The following is a 16,850-nucleotide window of genomic DNA, read 5'->3' as shown; positions in this document are numbered from 1 at the left end:
ATGCGTATTCAACTTATAAGAGCGTAAAGAAAAAGAACCATACCAATTAAGGCATGATTCTTAGTAAAAGGTCTTACCAACATGATTTGACTTAGACCCATAAAAAGGCCTAGAACTTAATGTTCTAGGTCTTTCTTTTTCATCAAAAGGATTCTCGTTAAAGAAATAGTAAAATAAATGGCAGTCGCTTTCGAGAAGCAACACTAAACAAGAGAAGTTTATTTTTTATCTTTTGAAGATTTTTTATCTGCAGAATCTACGCGTTTTACGTTTTCTTTTACATCATCGGGAAGAGAGGCAAACTTATCAAATAAACTGCCAAAATCACTTTCACGTTTCACTGTTAGGCCCATCGGTATCAGCCCCTTTCAGGTTTCTTTATAATTAACTACATTATAAAACCTTTTTGAATAAATAACAAATATCTGCTTAAGCTTTTTCAATCTTTCCAGTAGCAATTGGTAATGTAACATGAGCATCGTAGTTACCAACCTCTCCAGCTACTGAAACTGGTAATTTAAGATCTTGTGGGACACCGTGAACATAGATGACACGCTTGTCTAATTCCAAATCGTCTGTTCCAAAGACTTCTTTGAATTGTCTCTTCAAAGCATCTAAAGGAACATCTTTTTCATAGGCGAAATAACCATTAGCATCAGAGGTTGGATAATTGTCATTAGGAATATTCATATCTTGAGGGGCGTTGTCAAATGGAACCATGGTTGTACCTGAGACAGCTTCAGTTTCTGGTAAATCAACTAAGTTGTCATGATTGATATCTTGGTCCATAGTTGCGATTTGGGCATCTTTTCCATCAGGGAAGCCGTGGAAATGTTCCCAATGTTGTGTGTTAGCTGGAGTATCAAACATTTCAATTTTAATGTGTAGATTATTGTCGCTTTCAGTGAATTCAGCTTGACCGTGGGCAGATACGCCAATATAGTCTGCATTTAAAGGAACAATTTTAGCAATATATTTTTTTGTCATAATAAATACCTTCTTAATTAATTTTGTACGAATCAATTTTACACAATGAATTATATAACAAAAATATATATTTTCAAATAAATTGCTCAAATTACAGATATGGCAGTTAATTTGACAATTATTTAGATTAAATTAAGATTAAATAAGTCTAGTATTAAAAGGGAGGGATATTTTCATTGGCAACTGAATATCTTGAACATAAATTAAGTCTTTTGCCACCGCGTCCGGGTTGTTATTTAATGAAAGATATCAATTCCAAGATTATCTACGTTGGTAAAGCTAAAAATTTAAAAAATCGTGTTCGATCATATTTTAAAAGTTCACATGAAGGTAAAACAGCACGATTAGTCTCTGAAATTAGAGATTTTGAAACTATTATTACTTCTAATGATAAAGAAGCGTTTTTGCTAGAAATAACATTGATTCAAAAACATCAACCTTATTACAACATCAAATTGAAGCGTGGTACGGGGTATCCGTATATCAAAATTACCAATGAACGTGATCCTAAAATGGAAATCACTGGATTGGTAAAAAAAGACGGTGCTTATTACTTTGGCCCCTATCCGAACGTTTGGGCAGCTTCCAATACCTTGAATTTTTTACAAAAAGTTTATCCTTTAAGAAGATGTCAAGGAAATTTAGGTCGTCCTTGTTTGTATTATCATATGGGACAATGTTTGGGTGCTTGTTTTAAAACAGTGCCTAAGTCTGAATACGATGCTCAAATTGAAAAAATCAAAAAATTTTTAGGCGGCAATGTTGGAGAAATCAAGCATCAGCTTGAAGAAAAAATGTCCCAAGCATCTGAAAAAATGGAATTTGAACGTGCTGCTGAATTACGTGATCAAATCAAGTACATTGAAACAACTGTTGAGAAGCAAAAAATTATTTCCAATGACAGTACACCAAGAGATATTTTTAATTATTACGTTGAAAAAGGTTGGATTTCAATTCAAATCTTCTTCATTCGTCAAGCTCGTCTGATGAAACGTGAAAAAAAGGTTTTTGCCTGTATCAATACTCCCGAAGAGGAATTATCGACGTTTATACTGCAATTTTATAATCGTCGTAATCAAGTTTTGCCTAAAGAAATTTTAGTTCCTGATAATTTGGATAAAGATACTTTATCTCAAGTTTTGAATATTCCTTTTAGGACGCCACAACGTGGTCAAAAGAAGGATTTAATGGATATGGCAGCTGAAAATTCTAAATTGGTCTTACAAGAGAAGTTTCGTTTAATGGAACTCGACAATCGTCAGACTTATGGAGCACAAAAACAAATTTTTGAGGCTTTGGATTTACCATATGGCCATATTATTGAATCATTTGACCATTCGCACATTCAAGGAACTAGTCCAGTTTCAGCCATGGTCATGTTTAAAGATGGTCGCCCTGAGAAGAGTGGCTATCGTAAGTATAAGATCAAAGGCGAAGTTGAACATCAATCTGGTGCTGATGAAGCTGCTAATACTCGTGAGGTAATTTATCGACGCTATTCACGATTAATCAAAGAAAATCACCCATTACCGGATTTAATCTTAATGGATGGTGGTATCATTGAATTGCGTGTTGTTATGGATGTTTTGGTCAATGAATTAGGAATTGATATTCCAGTAGCCGGGATGGTCAAGGATGATCATCATAATACATCGCATTTGATTGTCGGTGAAAATGGTGTTGAAGTGCCACTGGATAGAAAGAGTCAAGGTTTTTATTTGTTGCAAAGGATTCAAGATGAAGTCCACCGCTTTGCAATTACTTTTCATCGCAAGACTCGCAGTAAGAATGCCTTATCTTCACAGCTTGACAATATTCAAGGTGTTGGACCCAAAACTCGAACTAAATTACTGAAAAAATTTGGTTCTGTTAAGAAGATGAAGGAAGCCACAGTTGAGCAGTTGACTGATTTGGGTATTCCTAAGACTACCGCACAGACAATTAAAATTACGTTAGCTAGTACAGATTTTCATAAGAAATATCATAAAGGTTAAAAATTGGGGGATATTAGATGATTACATTAAAATCACAACGAGAAATAGAAGGAATGCGTGAATCTGGTAAGATTTTGGCCGGAGTACATTTGGGACTTCGCGATATTATCAAACCAGGAATTTCAGCATACTCCATTGAAGAATTTGCTAATGACTATATTGTAAGTCATGGTGCTACACCTTCAGAAAAAGGATTTGAAGGTTATAAATATGCAACTTGCGTTGATGTTAATGATGAAGTTGCTCATGGGACACCTCGTAAAGATTTGATTTTGCATGAGGGTGACATTGTTAAAGTAGATATGACCGTCAATTATAAAGGTTACGAAAGTGATTCATGCTGGAGTTATGCCGTTGGTTCCGTTAGTCAAGAAACATCTGACTTGATGGAAGTTACTAAGAAGTCACTTTATTTAGGAATTGCTCAAAGTGTTGCCGGCAATCGTTTAGGTGATATCGGTTATGCAATTCAACACTATACTGAAGATAAGCACGGCTATGGAGATGTTCGTGAGTTATGTGGACACGGAATTGGACCTACAATGCACGAGGAACCAGATGTTTTGCATTATGGTGAACCTGGTCGTGGCTTGCGTTTGAAGAATGGTATGACAATTACTATTGAACCTATGATCAATGAAGGTACTTGGGAAATCGTCGATCGTTCTTTGAAGGACCCTAATGATGATTGGATTTATTATGCTAGTGCTGATGGTTCATGGTCTGCTCAATATGAACATACTTTAGCAATTACTGAAAATGGTCCTGAAATTTTGACGTCACAAGATGCTGCCGAAGATGAGAAATACTTAGCTTGGGCTCGCGATTACCTTAAGGAACACAATCAAAATAAATAAGTTCAAAACAAAAAGTCGTCCAAATAGGGCGACTTTTTTGCTACAGAAAATATTTAGTTATTTATTACATCAGAAGCTTTGACGAATTCATTAGTGGCAACACGATAGTATTTTGTTTCGTTGGCACCTAGGTAAGCTATACGGTCGTATTTCCAAGCAGTGTTGGCGGCAAGACCACGGTTATTGATTAATTTGTCTTCAACATCTGCTAAATAGGTTACTTCAACGTCTTTAGTATTAACGATACCTTTTTGAGCAACATAACGATAGATATCACTATCTTTGACCCATTCGTTAGTGGCAACACGATAGTATTTGACACCTTTTAAGGTAATGATTTGATCAACTTTCCAATCCGTGTGATCGGCTAATTGACGTTGTTTATTTTTAGTCATTTGACCATTGTTGAAGTCATAAAGATCAACTGGTTTTTTCATTGTCCCGACTAAACCGTTGTAATGGCTTGGTAGGTTGGAATCAGTGTTGTTGCCATTTGGATTGTTATTTTGATTATTGTTATTAGGCTTTTCTTCACTAGTATTTTTCTTAGTGTAGGTAACTTTTTCTTCAGTTATAATTTTTCCATCTGAATTGACGTGAGCTGTTACAGTAGTTTTATCAGCAACATAACCATCTTTTTGAGGAACAGTGACTTTAATGTTTTCACCAATTTTACCAGTAACATTTTTTACTACTTGTTTACCTAAATTGGATTCAATTGTAACATCGGAAGTGACTGAAGAATCAGGAGTTTCATCGGCTTGGTTAGATTCGTAATATAACTCTAAAGTCGTTGTGCGACCAGCGTTATCATCGTTAACGAAAACTTTACCATCTTCAAGAGACTCGCCACTGATACCGTAGATACCAGTATTTAAAAAGTTAGGTTGACCATCGACAGTACTTGCGGCACCAATTTTACCAAAGTTTTGATTAAAGATTTTGCTGTGAAGAATTGAACCAGTTTGGATAGAAGTACCAAGTTGAGGTACATATTCGTTGATTGTACTCATGGCAGTTTTATTTTTGTTCAAAGTGGCTACTTTGCTATCAGGCATTTTAGGTTCGTCCTGAAGTGGAATAGCGCCATGTAGTTCTCCAGTAACTTTTTTGGAGAAGTAGGGTTTATTGTCTAGATAAACTTTAAAATTAATCGTATAAGGCTTAGCTTTTTCTAAATAAACGGTAAATTCTGTTCCGTGATCTTTGTCGATTTCTTTACGATTGTATTTTTCAATTATTGGACTATCAAAGTCAACATCGTCTTCATCATTGTCAGACTCAAAAGGATTCCAGTTTGCTAAAGCTTCAAAGTCCATATCGTAAGCATCAAAGTAACCAACCGGTTCAGGAGCGTCGTAAATTTTTTTTAGAGGTTCAACCATAAAGGTTTCTTCAGAAGGGAAATCTTTGTACTGCAAAACTTGTTCTTGTTCATGGGTATAAATTTCTTCGTTGGTGTCTTTTAGAACGTAATGGATTCTGGCTGAGCCTTCGTAAACTTCACACGTTATGGTAGTTATTGGCTTGCCGTTATCAAACAGGGTAAAGGTTTTAGTATTATTGTCGTAAGTCATTCTTAAGTTGACGTTTAAAGCTTCATATTCTAAATGTCCACCCCAATTGGATTTAGTATAAATGCTTGGTGCACCAACACCGATTTCCTTGCCTGCTTTAAGATCCCAGATATTACGTTGATTCAATTTGACATATCCAGTTTCTAGGTATTGTCCAGTCTCAGCATAAGCTTTGATAGGGATACAAGCTTCTTCTTTTAAGTCAGATAATTCAAATTTTTCACCAAAATGGAGAACCTTTCCTGAAGGAACCATATCGGTGACATTTCTAACAATTGCAGCTTGAGTATTAGTTGTTTGAATTATTGGACTACAAAAGCCAGTTAGGATTAAAGCTGATAGTAAGATAGTTGTTTGTTTTTTCATAATAAAACTCCTTGCGTTTTGTGGTAGGGGGTTTCTTCAAGTTTTCCTTGAAAGCAGTTACAAGTATAGCAAGGAAATTGGCATTGTGAAGTAAAAATATCATGATATATCAACAAACAATGAAAAGGGAAAAAAGTAATTATATTAAATATTTTTGTTAGTGCTTGCAAGCAAATCTAGTGAGATAATTAAAAGGTCGAGGGGGGATACTATTGATGAATTTTTTTACCTTTGCTAATGGGTTGAGTGTTGTCTGTATCTTGTTGATCATCGTTATGATAATCGGCAAAACGCACTTTACCAAAATAGTGGAAAGCATTATTAAATTTTTAATTGCTATTATGGCAACGACTTCGTTAGTGTCGTTATTGATGCAAACTTATAATCCCGACATTGCTAAATTAGTGGCAAAAACGGGCTTAAATTTAGATGTAATTGATTTGGGTTGGACACCGGCAGCTATTATCACATGGAGTTCAGCTTACAATCTACTAGTTTTATTAGTTATGATGATTGTTAATGTGATTTTGTTGCATTATCATGTTACGAAGACTTTAGACGTCGATGTCTTCGATATTTGGCACTTGTCATTCGTGGGTCTATTAGCGATGTACATGGGTGCAAATATCGTTGTCAGCTTGATTTTTGTAATTGCCTTAGGAATTTTGAAGTTTATTAATTCTGATTTGATGAAACCAACTTTTAATGACTTGATGAACGATCAAAAGGGTCCAATGACTTCAACTCACATGAATTACTTGATGAATCCCATCGTAATGTTGCTGGATGAGATCTGTAACTTGATTCCAGGAATTGATAAAGTTAATTTTAATTCAACTAAATTAAACAAAGCAGTTGGTTTTTGGAGTTCTAAATTTGCGACTGGATTTTTCCTAGGAATATTAATTGGTCTATTCGGACAAATCAGTTTGAAAGATATTTTTGGATTAGCATTTTTACTAGGAGCTTTCATGGAATTGTTCAATCTTATCGGTTCATGGTTGACTTCATCGCTTGATCCAATTATTAAAGTCATCACTGATCATTTGAACAAGCATGGCGTTAATATGAGCTTTGTTGGTTTGGACTGGGCCTTTTTGTCCAGTCGACCTGAAGTTTGGTCAGTGGCTAATATATTGGCACCTTGCTTAATTATCGAAGCCTTCTTGTTACCAGGTAATCGTATTATTCCTTTGGGTGGTTTGATTGCCATGGGTATTACACCATCGTTATTGGTCGTAACACGTGGAAAGGTCTTTCGAATGATAGTTATTGGGGTAGTGGAAATTCCAATCTTCTTGTGGTCAGCTACTTTGACAGCACCATTTATTACTTCGATGTTTAAGAATATTTTATTAAATGATACGAATATAGGGATGATTGGTTCTGCTACCAAAGAGGGTCCAATCGAACAATTGTTGGCAATCATGATTGGTAAATCTTCATCTGGTGATTTGAAATTTATCGCTTTGACTGCTGCTGCAATTGTCGTTTACTTATTACTTTTCTTCTGGTATCGAAGCAGAATGAAAAAACGTAATTTAGCTTATCAATCAGAGACAAATTAATTTGAGCAAAATAAATAGGATGCAGATAGCTGCATCCTATTTTTGTATCTTTTTTTATAAATTTAATTCAAAAGCTAGACGGGCATTGTCTTCGTGATTGACAGCTGGTTCGGAAACATAAATTTTACCACGGTGAACATAACCAGAACTCTTGGCGAGAGCTTGCATGCGTTTGTTCAATTGGTGGGTATCGATTCGGAAGTTTCTGATGCCATTTTGATATGAGTGACTGATCAAATTAGAAACAAAGATTTTTCCTAAATGTTGACCGGCATAGTCAGGGTTGATAGCGATCCGGTGAATTGTAGCATATGGATCAGTATTATTTTCCCATTGACCGTTGGTAATGTCGTGATAGTTAGGGTCATCAGCAACGATTAAAGTAGCTGTTCCGGCAATCTTGCCATCGACTATTAAAATCCAGCATTGTTGGGCTAGAATGTCGTTTTTAATAGTCTCAGTATCTGGATAGCCATTTTGCCATTGAGGGCTGCCATCAGCTTTTAGCATAGCTTGAGCTTGACCGATGATTTTCATTATTTCTGTTAGATCTGAAACTTGTGCGCGCTTGATATAAACTGAGCTCATTTATAAGCCTCCATATAAGTAAGATGATTTAATTTTATCACTTTATTTTTGGTAAAAAAAAGTATCTACCAACGAAGGATAGATACTTTATAAAATTATTATTTCTTTTTAGCAGGTTTCCAAATACCATAGATGATACCAGAGATGATAGCACCGATAACAACGGCTAATAAGTAAAGTAATGGTTTATTAGCTAGTGGTGTAACGAAAATACCACCGTGAGGAGCAGGAACGTTGATGCCCCAAAGTTGTGTCAAGCCACCACCGATTGCTGAACCGATAACACTAGATACGATAACGTGTAGTGGATCTCCAGCAGCAAATGGGATAGCACCTTCAGTAATGAATGATAAACCTAAGATATAGTTAGATAGACCAGCTTGTCTTTCTTGATCAGTAAACTTGTCTTTCCAGAATGTTGTAGCAATAGCAATTGCTAGAGGTGGAACCATACCACCAACCATAACGGCAGCCATTAAAGCACCGTCTTGTGTAGCAGTGAAAGTACCAATGGCAAATGTGTAAGCGGCTTTGTTGAAAGGACCACCCATATCGATAGACATCATGCCACCAAGTAAAGCACCTAAGATAACAGCATTACCAGTACCCATTGATTCTAGGAAGTGAGTAATTGCAGCATTAACAACGGCAAAGATTGGATCAATTGCAAAGTACATAATAGCACCGGTGAAGAGCAAACCTAGAACAGGATAAATCAAAATTGTCTTCAAACCAGCAAGTGAATGTGGAAGATTCTTGAGCCATTTCTTAAGGAAGACAACAACCCAACCAGCGATGAAACCGGCAAGTAGACCACCGATAAATCCGGCCGGACTCTTGGAACTAACTACAGAAGCTGTAGCTTGTGAAGCCATGTAACCACCAACAAAACCAGGTAGTAGGGCAGGACGATCACCAATTGAAACGGCAATATAAGCAGCTAAAACAGGAATCAAGAAACTAAATGCATAGTTACCAACATTGTTAAAGAACAAGAACCATTGTGATTTTGCACCAACGGAGTTTTCTAATAGGAATGAAATTGCCATTAGAATACCACCACCGACAACGAATGGAAGCATGTTACTGATACCATTCATTAAATCAGCATAAATTCTTGACCAAAGTGATTTCTTTTCTTCTGATTCTTCTTCATCAGAACTTGCACCGCCTTCGTCATGAAAGACTGGAGCTTTTTGTTCAACGGCTAAGTTGATCAATTCTTCAGCTTTATTGATACCATCACTAACAGGACGGTTAACTAAGTGCTTGCCATCGAAACGAGGCATTTCAACCTTTTTATCAGCAGCAACGATAACACCATCGGCACGTTTGATTTCATCGGCAGTTAATCTGTGTTTAACACCTTCAGAACCGTTAGTTTCAACTTTGATGTCAACACCCATCTTTTCGGCTTGTTCTTTTAGAGCAGCTTCAGCCATGTATGTGTGGGCGATACCAGTAGGACATGCAGTAACAGCAACAACGTAAGGTTTTTTCTTGTCGTCAGCACTAGCAGCTTTGGTAGCTTCTGCTTGGGCTTTTTGCTTTTCTTCGTCAGCTTTGTCTTTGGCTTCTTTTTCCTTCATAGCTTGGTCGAATAAGCCTTGGACTTCATCAGGAGTTTTAGCAGCTTTTAAGTTCTTAACCAATTCTGGATTGATCAAAAGTGATGAAAGAGCAGCTAAAGCTTGCAAGTGAAGATTGTCAGCACCGTCTGGAGCAGCAATCATGAAGAATAAGTAAGCTGGTTGACCGTCTAATGATTTGTAGTCGATACCGGCATTGCTTTTAGCGAATAAAACAGTTGCACGTTTAACAGCTTTGTCGCGAGCATGTGGCATGGCAATTCCGTCACCAATACCAGTACTAGTTTGAGCTTCACGCTTTAAGATGTCAGCTTTATAAAGTTCTTTGTCGTCAATGACACCGACTTGATAGTACTTGTCAACCATTTCCTCAATGGCATCCTCTTTGTTAGTAGCTTTCAAGTCCATGATCATGGCGTCTTTTAATAATAGTTGTTTCAAGTCCATTTTTAAAAGTCCCCCCTTGGATTAAAGTTCGGTAATAGTAATTTGTTTATAAACTTCGTCAATTTTTTCTTTTGTAGCGATATCTTGACTAAAAGCAGTGGCTGAACCACAAGCAGCACCAATGTGGAAACTTTCGATTGGATCTTTTGTATCCATGAAAGTACCAGAGAAACCAGCAATCATTGAATCACCGGCGCCAACTGAATTGATGACTGTACCTTTAGGAGCGTTGGCCTTGTATGCTTTGTCCTTAGTAACTAATAGAGCACCATCACCAGCCATAGAAACTAAAGCGTGTTTTGCACCTTGTTCCAATAATTTTCTGGCATAAGTAATGATTTCTTGTTCATCTTTGAAAGTAACGTTGAACAAGTCAGCTAATTCATGATGATTTGGTTTAACTACTAGTGGATGTAGGGGCAAAGTGTCTAACAATGCTTGTCCAGTAGTGTCGATAACGAATTCAGCACCATTTTTTTGAATCTTTTTAGCAATATCTAAATAAAAATCTGAATTCAAATTTTTGCAAAGGCTACCAGCCATGATAACAATGTCACCATCACCGATAGTATTTAGATTATCCATGAAGGTTTTCTTTTCAGCTTCACTGATTTGTGGACCAGCACCATTGATCTCAGTTTCCTCATTTTGATCAACAGCATTGATCTTAACGTTAATACGAGTGTCTTCTTTAACCTTAGTGAAAGAAGTTTTTAGGTCGTGTTGGCTTAACAATTCTTCAAACATTGAACCAGTTGCGCCACCTACAAAACCAAGTGCAGTAGAATCAAGTTTTAATTCTTTAAGAATTCTTGAAACGTTGATTCCTTTACCACCGGGAAGTTTTACGTCATTAGATGTACGGTTAACTTCACCAGTGTTTAAATTCTTCAATTGTAGAACGTAGTCAATTGAAGGATTGACTGTAATTGTGTAAATCACTATTTTGCCTCCATAATTTTTGTATATTTGTTCAAAAGACTGAATTCCTTTTCCGATAGCTTATTCGTTATTAATGGAACCTCATCTAAAGTTGCAAAACGACTAAAACTGACTTGCGAAAACTTAGAACTATCAGATAAGACAAAAGCTTGATTGGAATGTGCTATGGCTAAACGCTTAATAGCAGCTTCCTCGGGATCAGGCGTTGTATATCCAGCATCTGTTGAAAAACCATTTGTACCAATAAAGGCGTGATCAAAATGATAATTCTCCAAAGTTTGGATAATAGTCGAGCCTACTAAAGCTTTTGTAGATGACTTTAATTTCCCCCCTGGGATGAACGTGTTTACTTTGTAATCGGCTAACATTGAAGCATTGTCGACACTGTTAGTAATGACTAATAAATCGGTATGTTCAATTAAATAGGGAATCATGAATTGAATCGTGGTCCCTGAATCAAGAAAAATTACTTCATTATTTTGAACTAGACTAGCAGCTGTTTGGCCAATCATTTTTTTCTCATTAATGTGAACTGCAGCTTTTTGTGAAAGAGCAGGTTCTTCATGCAATGAAATCACGTTTTGAGCACCACCGTGAATTCGCAATAATTTGTGACAATTTTCCAAATCTTGCAAATCACGACGCAAGGTAGATTCCGAAGCACCAGTTAATGGAATTAAATCGTGGAGTTTGACAATATTATGAATTTTTAATTGTTCAAGAATTATTTGTTGTCTTTCTTCAGTAAGCACTTTCATCACCTCGCAAATGATATAATACAACCATTATCGTTCAAAATCAATCATAAAAAAGCAAAAACTTCCAAAAACGTTCAAAAAATTTAAGAGCTTTGAAAAAGTACTGGACAATCAATCACAGTTCAAAGTATTATGAAGTCTGTTTTTGTGCTAAAATTTAGAAATGATAATTATAGTTTAGAAAGGGGGATTTTAATGTTTGTAGATAACGTTAAAATCACCGTTAGATCCGGAAAGGGTGGCGACGGGGCGGTAGCTTTTCGTCACGAGAAATATGTTCCACTCGGTGGACCTTCCGGCGGTGATGGTGGTCGCGGTGGCGATATCATCTTAAAGGCCAATGAGGGTATGAATACTTTAATGGACTTTAGATACAAGAGAATTTTTAAAGCTCAACCTGGTCAAAATGGTCAAATTAAAGGAATGTACGGTCATAAGGCTGATCCAGTTTATATTAATGTACCAACTGGTACTTCAGTATATGATGTAGAATCTGGTCGTTTGATCGGTGACTTAATAGAAAATAATCAAGAATTAGTAGTAGCAAAGGGTGGCGACGGTGGTCGTGGAAATATTCACTTTGCTAATTCCAAGAATCAAGCTCCAGAAGTAGCTGAAAATGGTGAACCTGGTCAAGAAAAAATCATTAAATTGGAATTGAAACTAATTGCTGATGTTGGGTTGGTTGGTTTCCCATCAGTTGGCAAGTCAACACTTCTATCAGTGTCAACTTCTGCCAAGCCTAAAATTGCGGCTTATCATTTTACGACTTTATCACCAAACTTAGGTATGGTGCGTTTAGAATCAGGTCGTGACTTTGTTATTGCCGATTTGCCAGGTTTGATTGAAGGAGCTTCAAATGGTGTCGGATTGGGAATCCAATTCTTGCGCCATGTTGAACGTACGAGAGTTATTTTGCACTTAGTCGACATGGATCCAAATAATGGTCGTGATCCTTACGAAGATTATTTGGCAATCAGAAAAGAATTAGGTAACTATGACGAGAATGTCTTAAAGCGTCCAGAAGTTATCGTGCCAACTAAGCTGGACATTCCAGGCTCAGAAGAACGATTAGCTGAGTTCAAAGAGAAATTACCAGAAGACGCTGATATTTTCCCAATTTCAAGTATTCAACATACTGGTGTGAAAGCTTTGATGAATCATACTAGTGAAGTCTTATCTAAAGCAGAACCAATTCACTTTGATGTTCAAGCTGATGAGACTAAAGAATACAATTATGAACCAGAGAAAAAAGCATTCACGATTGAAAAAGATGGTGAACACAGTTTCGTTGTTAAAGGTGCTAAAGTTGAATTACTTCTTCAAAGAACTAATTTGGATCACCAAGATGGAATTATGCGTTTTGCTAGACAACTTAAGTCTATGGGTATTGAAGATGCATTAATTGATGCAGGTGCTGAATCTGGAGATTCAGTAACAATTCTCGATTTCACTTTTGAATTTATTTAGGGGCAATAAAAAAATGAATAAATCACCGAAAAGAAGATTTATTACTGGATTTGATGGACTACGTACTTTAGGGGTTATTGGTGTTATCATGTATCACTTAAATCCCAATATTTTTTCCGGCGGGTATTTGGGAGTACCAATTTTCTTCCTTATATCGGGTTACTTAATCACAGATCATTATTTTAATACTGTTGATTATGGTGGTTCATTCTCGTTAAGTAATTTTTACACAAAAAGAATTAAAAGATTGTATCCTGGGATGTTATTTGTATTACTAGCATCTGGGGCTTATATCGTACTGTTTTTAAAAGATTTGCTTTATCATTTAGATCAAATCTTTGTAACAAATGTATTGAATGTCTACAACTGGTGGCAGATTTTTAATGGCCAGTCTTATTTTGAAAGATTTGCGAATAACGAATCTCCATTTACCCATTTGTGGACGCTATCGATTGAAGGTCAATTTTATATTGTTTGGCCAATTCTACTTATTTTATTCACTAAATACGGTGTTAAGAAGAGCCGCATTTTTGGTTTTTCGATGGTTCTTTCAATTGCTTCGGCAATTTGGATGGCTATCTTATTTAAGCCGGGTGTCGACCCAAGTAGAATTTATTATGGAACTGATACTAGATTGTTCTCCATCCTTCTTGGCTGTGGACTTGCTTTGATTTGGCCAGCTGAGAAACTGAAGAGTGGTTTGAAGAAAAACGACAAACTGAAATTGAATCTAGTGGGATTATTGTCATTTGCATTGATGCTTTTGATGATATTCACGATCAAAGATAATGATCCATTCCTTTATCGTGGTGGGATGTTCATCTTCTCAATCACGACATGTATTTTTATTGCGGTCGTTGCACATCCAGATTCTTTCTGGAATGGCATTTTATCGAACCGTGTCTTCCATTACGTAGGAACTAGAAGTTATGGTCTTTATTTGTATCAATTCCCAGTAATGATTTTCTTTGAATCAAAATTCAAGAACATTGCTGATCATCCAATTCTTTATCCAGTTATTGAAGTTATCTTGATTGTCTTGGTAACTGAGTTTTCATTTAGATTCGTTGAACAACCTTTGGCACACGCTAAATGGCAAGATGTTAAGAACTTCTTCCGTTCTTCAACTAGTGTTCAAAGAGTATTAGCTTTGGTTATCGCTGTTATCAGTATGACTGGTTGCTACAGTGTAGTTAAAGCTGTCAGCGCACCTAATCCTAATGTTAATCACAGTGAATTAGCTACGAAGATCAATAAGAATGAGAAGGCTAATAAAGCTAAGAAGCAAAAGGCTATCGAAAACTTGAAGAAGTCAAAGAATAAGCAAGATGCTACAGGTAAGATGTCAGATGCTGATTACGCTCGTTATAAGAAAGCAGCTAAGTCTAATCCAATCAATACTGAATTTGAAAAGTATGGTTTGACACAAATTGATTTGCAAAGATTAAAAGATGTGCCAATGACTGCAGTTGGTGATTCTGTTATGGCAGACGGATCTGATGATTTCTTGAAGTTGTTTGACGATAAGAAAGTTATTGTTGATGCTGCTGTCAGTCGTCAATTGGATCCAAGTATTGATATTTTACAAAAGTATAAGGATCAAGGAGTCTTGGCATCTAATGTCATGATTGGTCTAGGAACTAACGGACCATTCAACATCCAACAAGTTGGTCAAATTATGGACTTGGTAGGACCTAAGCGTCACGTCTTCTGGATCAATGTCCATGTTCCAACTAGACCTTGGGAAAAGACCGTTAATGGCGTCTTAGACGAAGCATCAAAGAAGTACAAGAATTTAACTGTCATTGACTGGAATGGTTATTCAGATGGTCATACGGATTGGTTCTATGATGATAATGTTCATCCAAATCCTGACGGTTCAATGTATTACTCTGCCTTTGTTGCAAAAGAGATTTTGAAATCATTAGATAAAAAATAGATAGGATTTTTTTATGGAATTAGAATTTTTAGGAACTGGTGCCGGAGTTCCATCAAAGGGCCGTAATGTTTCTAGTACAGCATTGAAAATGTTGGACGAACGAAATGAAGTTTGGCTTTTTGACGTTGGCGAGGCTACACAGCATCAAATATTGAAAACAACAATCAAGCCAAGAAAGATCACTAAGATTTTTATCACTCATTTGCATGGTGATCATATCTTTGGTCTTCCTGGATTATTGTCTAGTCGTGCCAATCAAGGTGGCAATACACCATTGGAAATTTATGGACCAGTGGGAATTAAAGAATATGTCGAAACATCTTTAAAAGTTACTGGTAGTAAATTAGGCTATCAAATTAAATATATCGAGCTAAAAGATGGTGGGGAAATTTTTAATGATAAAACTTTCACTGTCTATGCTGGCAAATTAAAGCATCGAGTAACTTGCTTTGGTTATCGAGTAATTGAAAAGCCACGTGTTGGTGAATTGTTAGTTGATAAATTAGCGCCTTATCACATTCCTAATGGGCCAATTTTTGGTCAATTAAAGGCTGGTAAAGAGGTAACATTGGCTGATGGTACGGTCTTAAATGGTCAAGATTTCATTGGACCAGACAAACCAAGTAAAATTGTGACAATTATTTCTGATACACGTTATACGCCAGAAATTGACAAGTTATCACAAGATGCGGACGTGATCGTACATGAATCAACTTTCTCTAATGATGAGAAGAAGTTAGCTTATAACTACTTCCATTCAACAGCTACTCAAGCAGCTCAAGTTGCCAAGAGAAGTCATGCTAAAGGGTTGATTTTGACTCACATCTCTGCTAGATATACTGGTAGAGGGGCTTTGATTTTACAAAAAGAAGCTCAAAAAATCTTTAAGCCTACAAAAGTAGCTAAGGATTTTGATATTTACGAAGTACCATTTAATTAATTAGAAAAGAGGATGAGTATGGTTAATTTATTGAATCAGACGATTGTCGTAACTGGTGCATCTTCTGGGATTGGTAAAGATGTAGCAGTTAATGCTGCTAAATGTGGTGGCAATGTGATTTTGATTGCTCGTAATGAAGAAAAACTTTTACAAGTTAAAAATGAATGTATCCGTGTTGGGGCTGAAAATGCTCAGCATGAATATTTGAGCATTGATATGAGTGATCCAGATCAAATTAGTTCTGGAGTTAAGAAAATCTTTGAACTGACTGATAACGTGGATGTTTTAGTTAATGCTGCTGGCTTTGGAGATTTCTCAAATTACATGGAAACTGATTTCGGTAAAATTGAAAAAATGTTTCGTGTAAACGTCTTAGGATTAATGTTGATGACTCGTTTAGTAGCTTCACACATGATTGATCAAGGAATCGGTCATATCTTCAATGTGGGCTCAATGGCGGGCAAGATCACAACTCCTAAGTCTGCAGCCTATGCTGCTACTAAAGCTGCTGTAATTGCCTTCTCTGATGGCTTGAGACTAGAGTTGAAACCATTTGGAATTTATGTTACAACTATAAACCCCGGGCCAGTTAAGACTAATTTCTTCAATGTCGCTGATCATTCAGGCAATTATCTAGATTCAGTGAAGTATTTCGTCCTAGATCCTGATCAACTAGCTTGGGAAATCGTAAAGACTTTTGGTAGAAATAAACGTGAGATCAATCGTCCACGTTATATGGAATTAGCAGCAGTGCTTTATAAACTGGCACCAAGTTTAGGTGATTATTTTGCTGCTACGCTTGGTAACCGTAAATAGGGGAGGATTCAT

General features: G+C 36.4%; 14 protein-coding genes. 7 read left to right on the top strand and 7 right to left on the bottom strand.

Going from position 1 to position 16,850, the window contains the following annotated elements; translation table 11 throughout:
• Positions 1–218: 218 nt before the first annotated feature.
• Together FFM65_RS12270 and FFM65_RS04015 are read right to left on the bottom strand one after the other, a co-directional pair.
• Positions 219–353, bottom strand: a complete 135-nt coding sequence (locus FFM65_RS12270) for an SPJ_0845 family protein (RefSeq protein WP_255311478.1) — start codon at positions 351–353, stop codon at positions 219–221.
• 76 nt (positions 354–429) lie between these two features.
• On the bottom strand, positions 430–987 hold the full coding sequence (locus tag FFM65_RS04015; protein ID WP_119317470.1) for a hypothetical protein: 558 nt from the start codon (positions 985–987) through the stop codon (positions 430–432).
• A 176-nt stretch (positions 988–1,163) separates the two neighbouring features.
• Here FFM65_RS04015 and uvrC point away from each other — a divergent pair, with 176 nt between their 5' ends.
• Both uvrC and map read left to right on the top strand, forming a co-directional pair.
• Positions 1,164–2,981, top strand: coding sequence for an excinuclease ABC subunit UvrC (uvrC, locus tag FFM65_RS04010; RefSeq protein ID WP_119317471.1), 1,818 nt, complete (start codon positions 1,164–1,166; stop codon positions 2,979–2,981).
• Between the two features lie 17 nt (positions 2,982–2,998).
• A complete protein-coding gene (map, locus tag FFM65_RS04005) occupies positions 2,999–3,838 on the top strand; it encodes a type I methionyl aminopeptidase (RefSeq protein WP_119317472.1) in 840 nt (279 codons plus the stop codon).
• A 53-nt stretch (positions 3,839–3,891) separates the two neighbouring features.
• Here the strand turns inward: map and FFM65_RS04000 are convergent, their stop codons facing one another.
• Entirely contained in the window at positions 3,892–5,781 is a 1,890-nt protein-coding gene (locus FFM65_RS04000; RefSeq protein WP_119317473.1) for a hypothetical protein, read from the bottom strand.
• Between the two features lie 215 nt (positions 5,782–5,996).
• Between FFM65_RS04000 and FFM65_RS03995 the strand changes: the two genes are divergently transcribed.
• Positions 5,997–7,349 (top strand): PTS transporter subunit IIC, encoded by a 1,353-nt coding sequence (locus FFM65_RS03995; RefSeq protein ID WP_119317474.1) that lies wholly within the window; start codon positions 5,997–5,999, stop codon positions 7,347–7,349.
• A 54-nt stretch (positions 7,350–7,403) separates the two neighbouring features.
• Here FFM65_RS03995 and FFM65_RS03990 read toward each other — a convergent pair whose 3' ends face one another.
• From FFM65_RS03990 to FFM65_RS03975, 4 genes are all read right to left on the bottom strand, one after another.
• The gene (locus FFM65_RS03990) at positions 7,404–7,937 is read right to left on the bottom strand and encodes a GNAT family N-acetyltransferase (RefSeq protein WP_119317475.1); all 534 of its coding nucleotides are present in this window, start codon (positions 7,935–7,937) and stop codon (positions 7,404–7,406) included.
• 98 nt (positions 7,938–8,035) lie between these two features.
• Positions 8,036–9,973 carry a PTS fructose transporter subunit IIABC gene (locus FFM65_RS03985; protein ID WP_119317476.1) on the bottom strand — a complete coding sequence of 646 codons (1,938 nt, stop codon included), beginning with the start codon at positions 9,971–9,973 and terminating at the stop codon, positions 8,036–8,038.
• Between the two features lie 21 nt (positions 9,974–9,994).
• Positions 9,995–10,915 carry a 1-phosphofructokinase gene (gene pfkB, locus FFM65_RS03980; RefSeq protein WP_119317477.1) on the bottom strand — a complete coding sequence of 307 codons (921 nt, stop codon included), beginning with the start codon at positions 10,913–10,915 and terminating at the stop codon, positions 9,995–9,997.
• Positions 10,915–11,673: a DeoR/GlpR family DNA-binding transcription regulator gene (locus tag FFM65_RS03975; RefSeq protein ID WP_235586293.1), complete on the bottom strand. Its 759-nt coding sequence runs from the start codon at positions 11,671–11,673 to the stop codon at positions 10,915–10,917. Before FFM65_RS03975 ends, pfkB begins: the two co-directional genes overlap by 1 nt.
• 189 nt (positions 11,674–11,862) lie before the next feature.
• On the opposite strand from FFM65_RS03975, the gene obgE reads away from it, so the two are divergent.
• Genes obgE through FFM65_RS03955 form a run of 4 tightly spaced genes read left to right on the top strand, consistent with a single transcriptional unit; the run spans position 11,863 to position 16,838 of the window.
• The gene (gene obgE / locus FFM65_RS03970; protein WP_174795665.1) at positions 11,863–13,143 is read left to right on the top strand and encodes a GTPase ObgE; all 1,281 of its coding nucleotides are present in this window, start codon (positions 11,863–11,865) and stop codon (positions 13,141–13,143) included.
• 13 nt (positions 13,144–13,156) lie between these two features.
• Positions 13,157–15,082 (top strand): acyltransferase family protein, encoded by a 1,926-nt coding sequence (locus FFM65_RS03965; protein ID WP_119317479.1) that lies wholly within the window; start codon positions 13,157–13,159, stop codon positions 15,080–15,082.
• 13 nt (positions 15,083–15,095) lie between these two features.
• Complete coding sequence (gene rnz, locus FFM65_RS03960) at positions 15,096–16,022, top strand: ribonuclease Z (protein WP_119317480.1); 927 nt, start codon at positions 15,096–15,098, stop codon at positions 16,020–16,022.
• Positions 16,023–16,040: 18 nt separating this feature from the next.
• Complete coding sequence (locus tag FFM65_RS03955) at positions 16,041–16,838, top strand: SDR family NAD(P)-dependent oxidoreductase (protein WP_119317481.1); 798 nt, start codon at positions 16,041–16,043, stop codon at positions 16,836–16,838.
• Positions 16,839–16,850: the final 12 nt, after the last annotated feature.

Origin of the sequence: Companilactobacillus formosensis (assembly GCF_005405305.1) — a bacterium.
GTDB lineage: Bacteria > Bacillota > Bacilli > Lactobacillales > Lactobacillaceae > Companilactobacillus > Companilactobacillus formosensis.
Note: the sequence above shows the minus strand (reverse complement) of the source record. Positions and strands in the feature narration are given on the sequence as shown.

Bases quoted from the DNA above. Each gene is read 5' to 3' on its own strand.
- FFM65_RS12270 (WP_255311478.1), bottom strand. From the start codon at position 353: ATGGGCCTAACAGTGAAACGTGAAAGTGATTTTGGCAGTTTATTTGAT.
- FFM65_RS04015 (WP_119317470.1), bottom strand. From the start codon at position 987: ATGACAAAAAAATATATTGCTAAAATTGTTCCTTTAAATGCAGACTAT.
- map (WP_119317472.1), top strand. From the start codon at position 2,999: ATGATTACATTAAAATCACAACGAGAAATAGAAGGAATGCGTGAATCT.
- FFM65_RS04000 (WP_119317473.1), bottom strand. From the start codon at position 5,781: ATGAAAAAACAAACAACTATCTTACTATCAGCTTTAATCCTAACTGGC.
- FFM65_RS03995 (WP_119317474.1), top strand. From the start codon at position 5,997: ATGAATTTTTTTACCTTTGCTAATGGGTTGAGTGTTGTCTGTATCTTG.
- FFM65_RS03990 (WP_119317475.1), bottom strand. From the start codon at position 7,937: ATGAGCTCAGTTTATATCAAGCGCGCACAAGTTTCAGATCTAACAGAA.
- FFM65_RS03985 (WP_119317476.1), bottom strand. From the start codon at position 9,973: ATGGACTTGAAACAACTATTATTAAAAGACGCCATGATCATGGACTTG.
- FFM65_RS03975 (WP_235586293.1), bottom strand. From the start codon at position 11,673: ATGAAAGTGCTTACTGAAGAAAGACAACAAATAATTCTTGAACAATTA.
- FFM65_RS03965 (WP_119317479.1), top strand. From the start codon at position 13,157: ATGAATAAATCACCGAAAAGAAGATTTATTACTGGATTTGATGGACTA.
- rnz (WP_119317480.1), top strand. From the start codon at position 15,096: ATGGAATTAGAATTTTTAGGAACTGGTGCCGGAGTTCCATCAAAGGGC.
- FFM65_RS03955 (WP_119317481.1), top strand. From the start codon at position 16,041: ATGGTTAATTTATTGAATCAGACGATTGTCGTAACTGGTGCATCTTCT.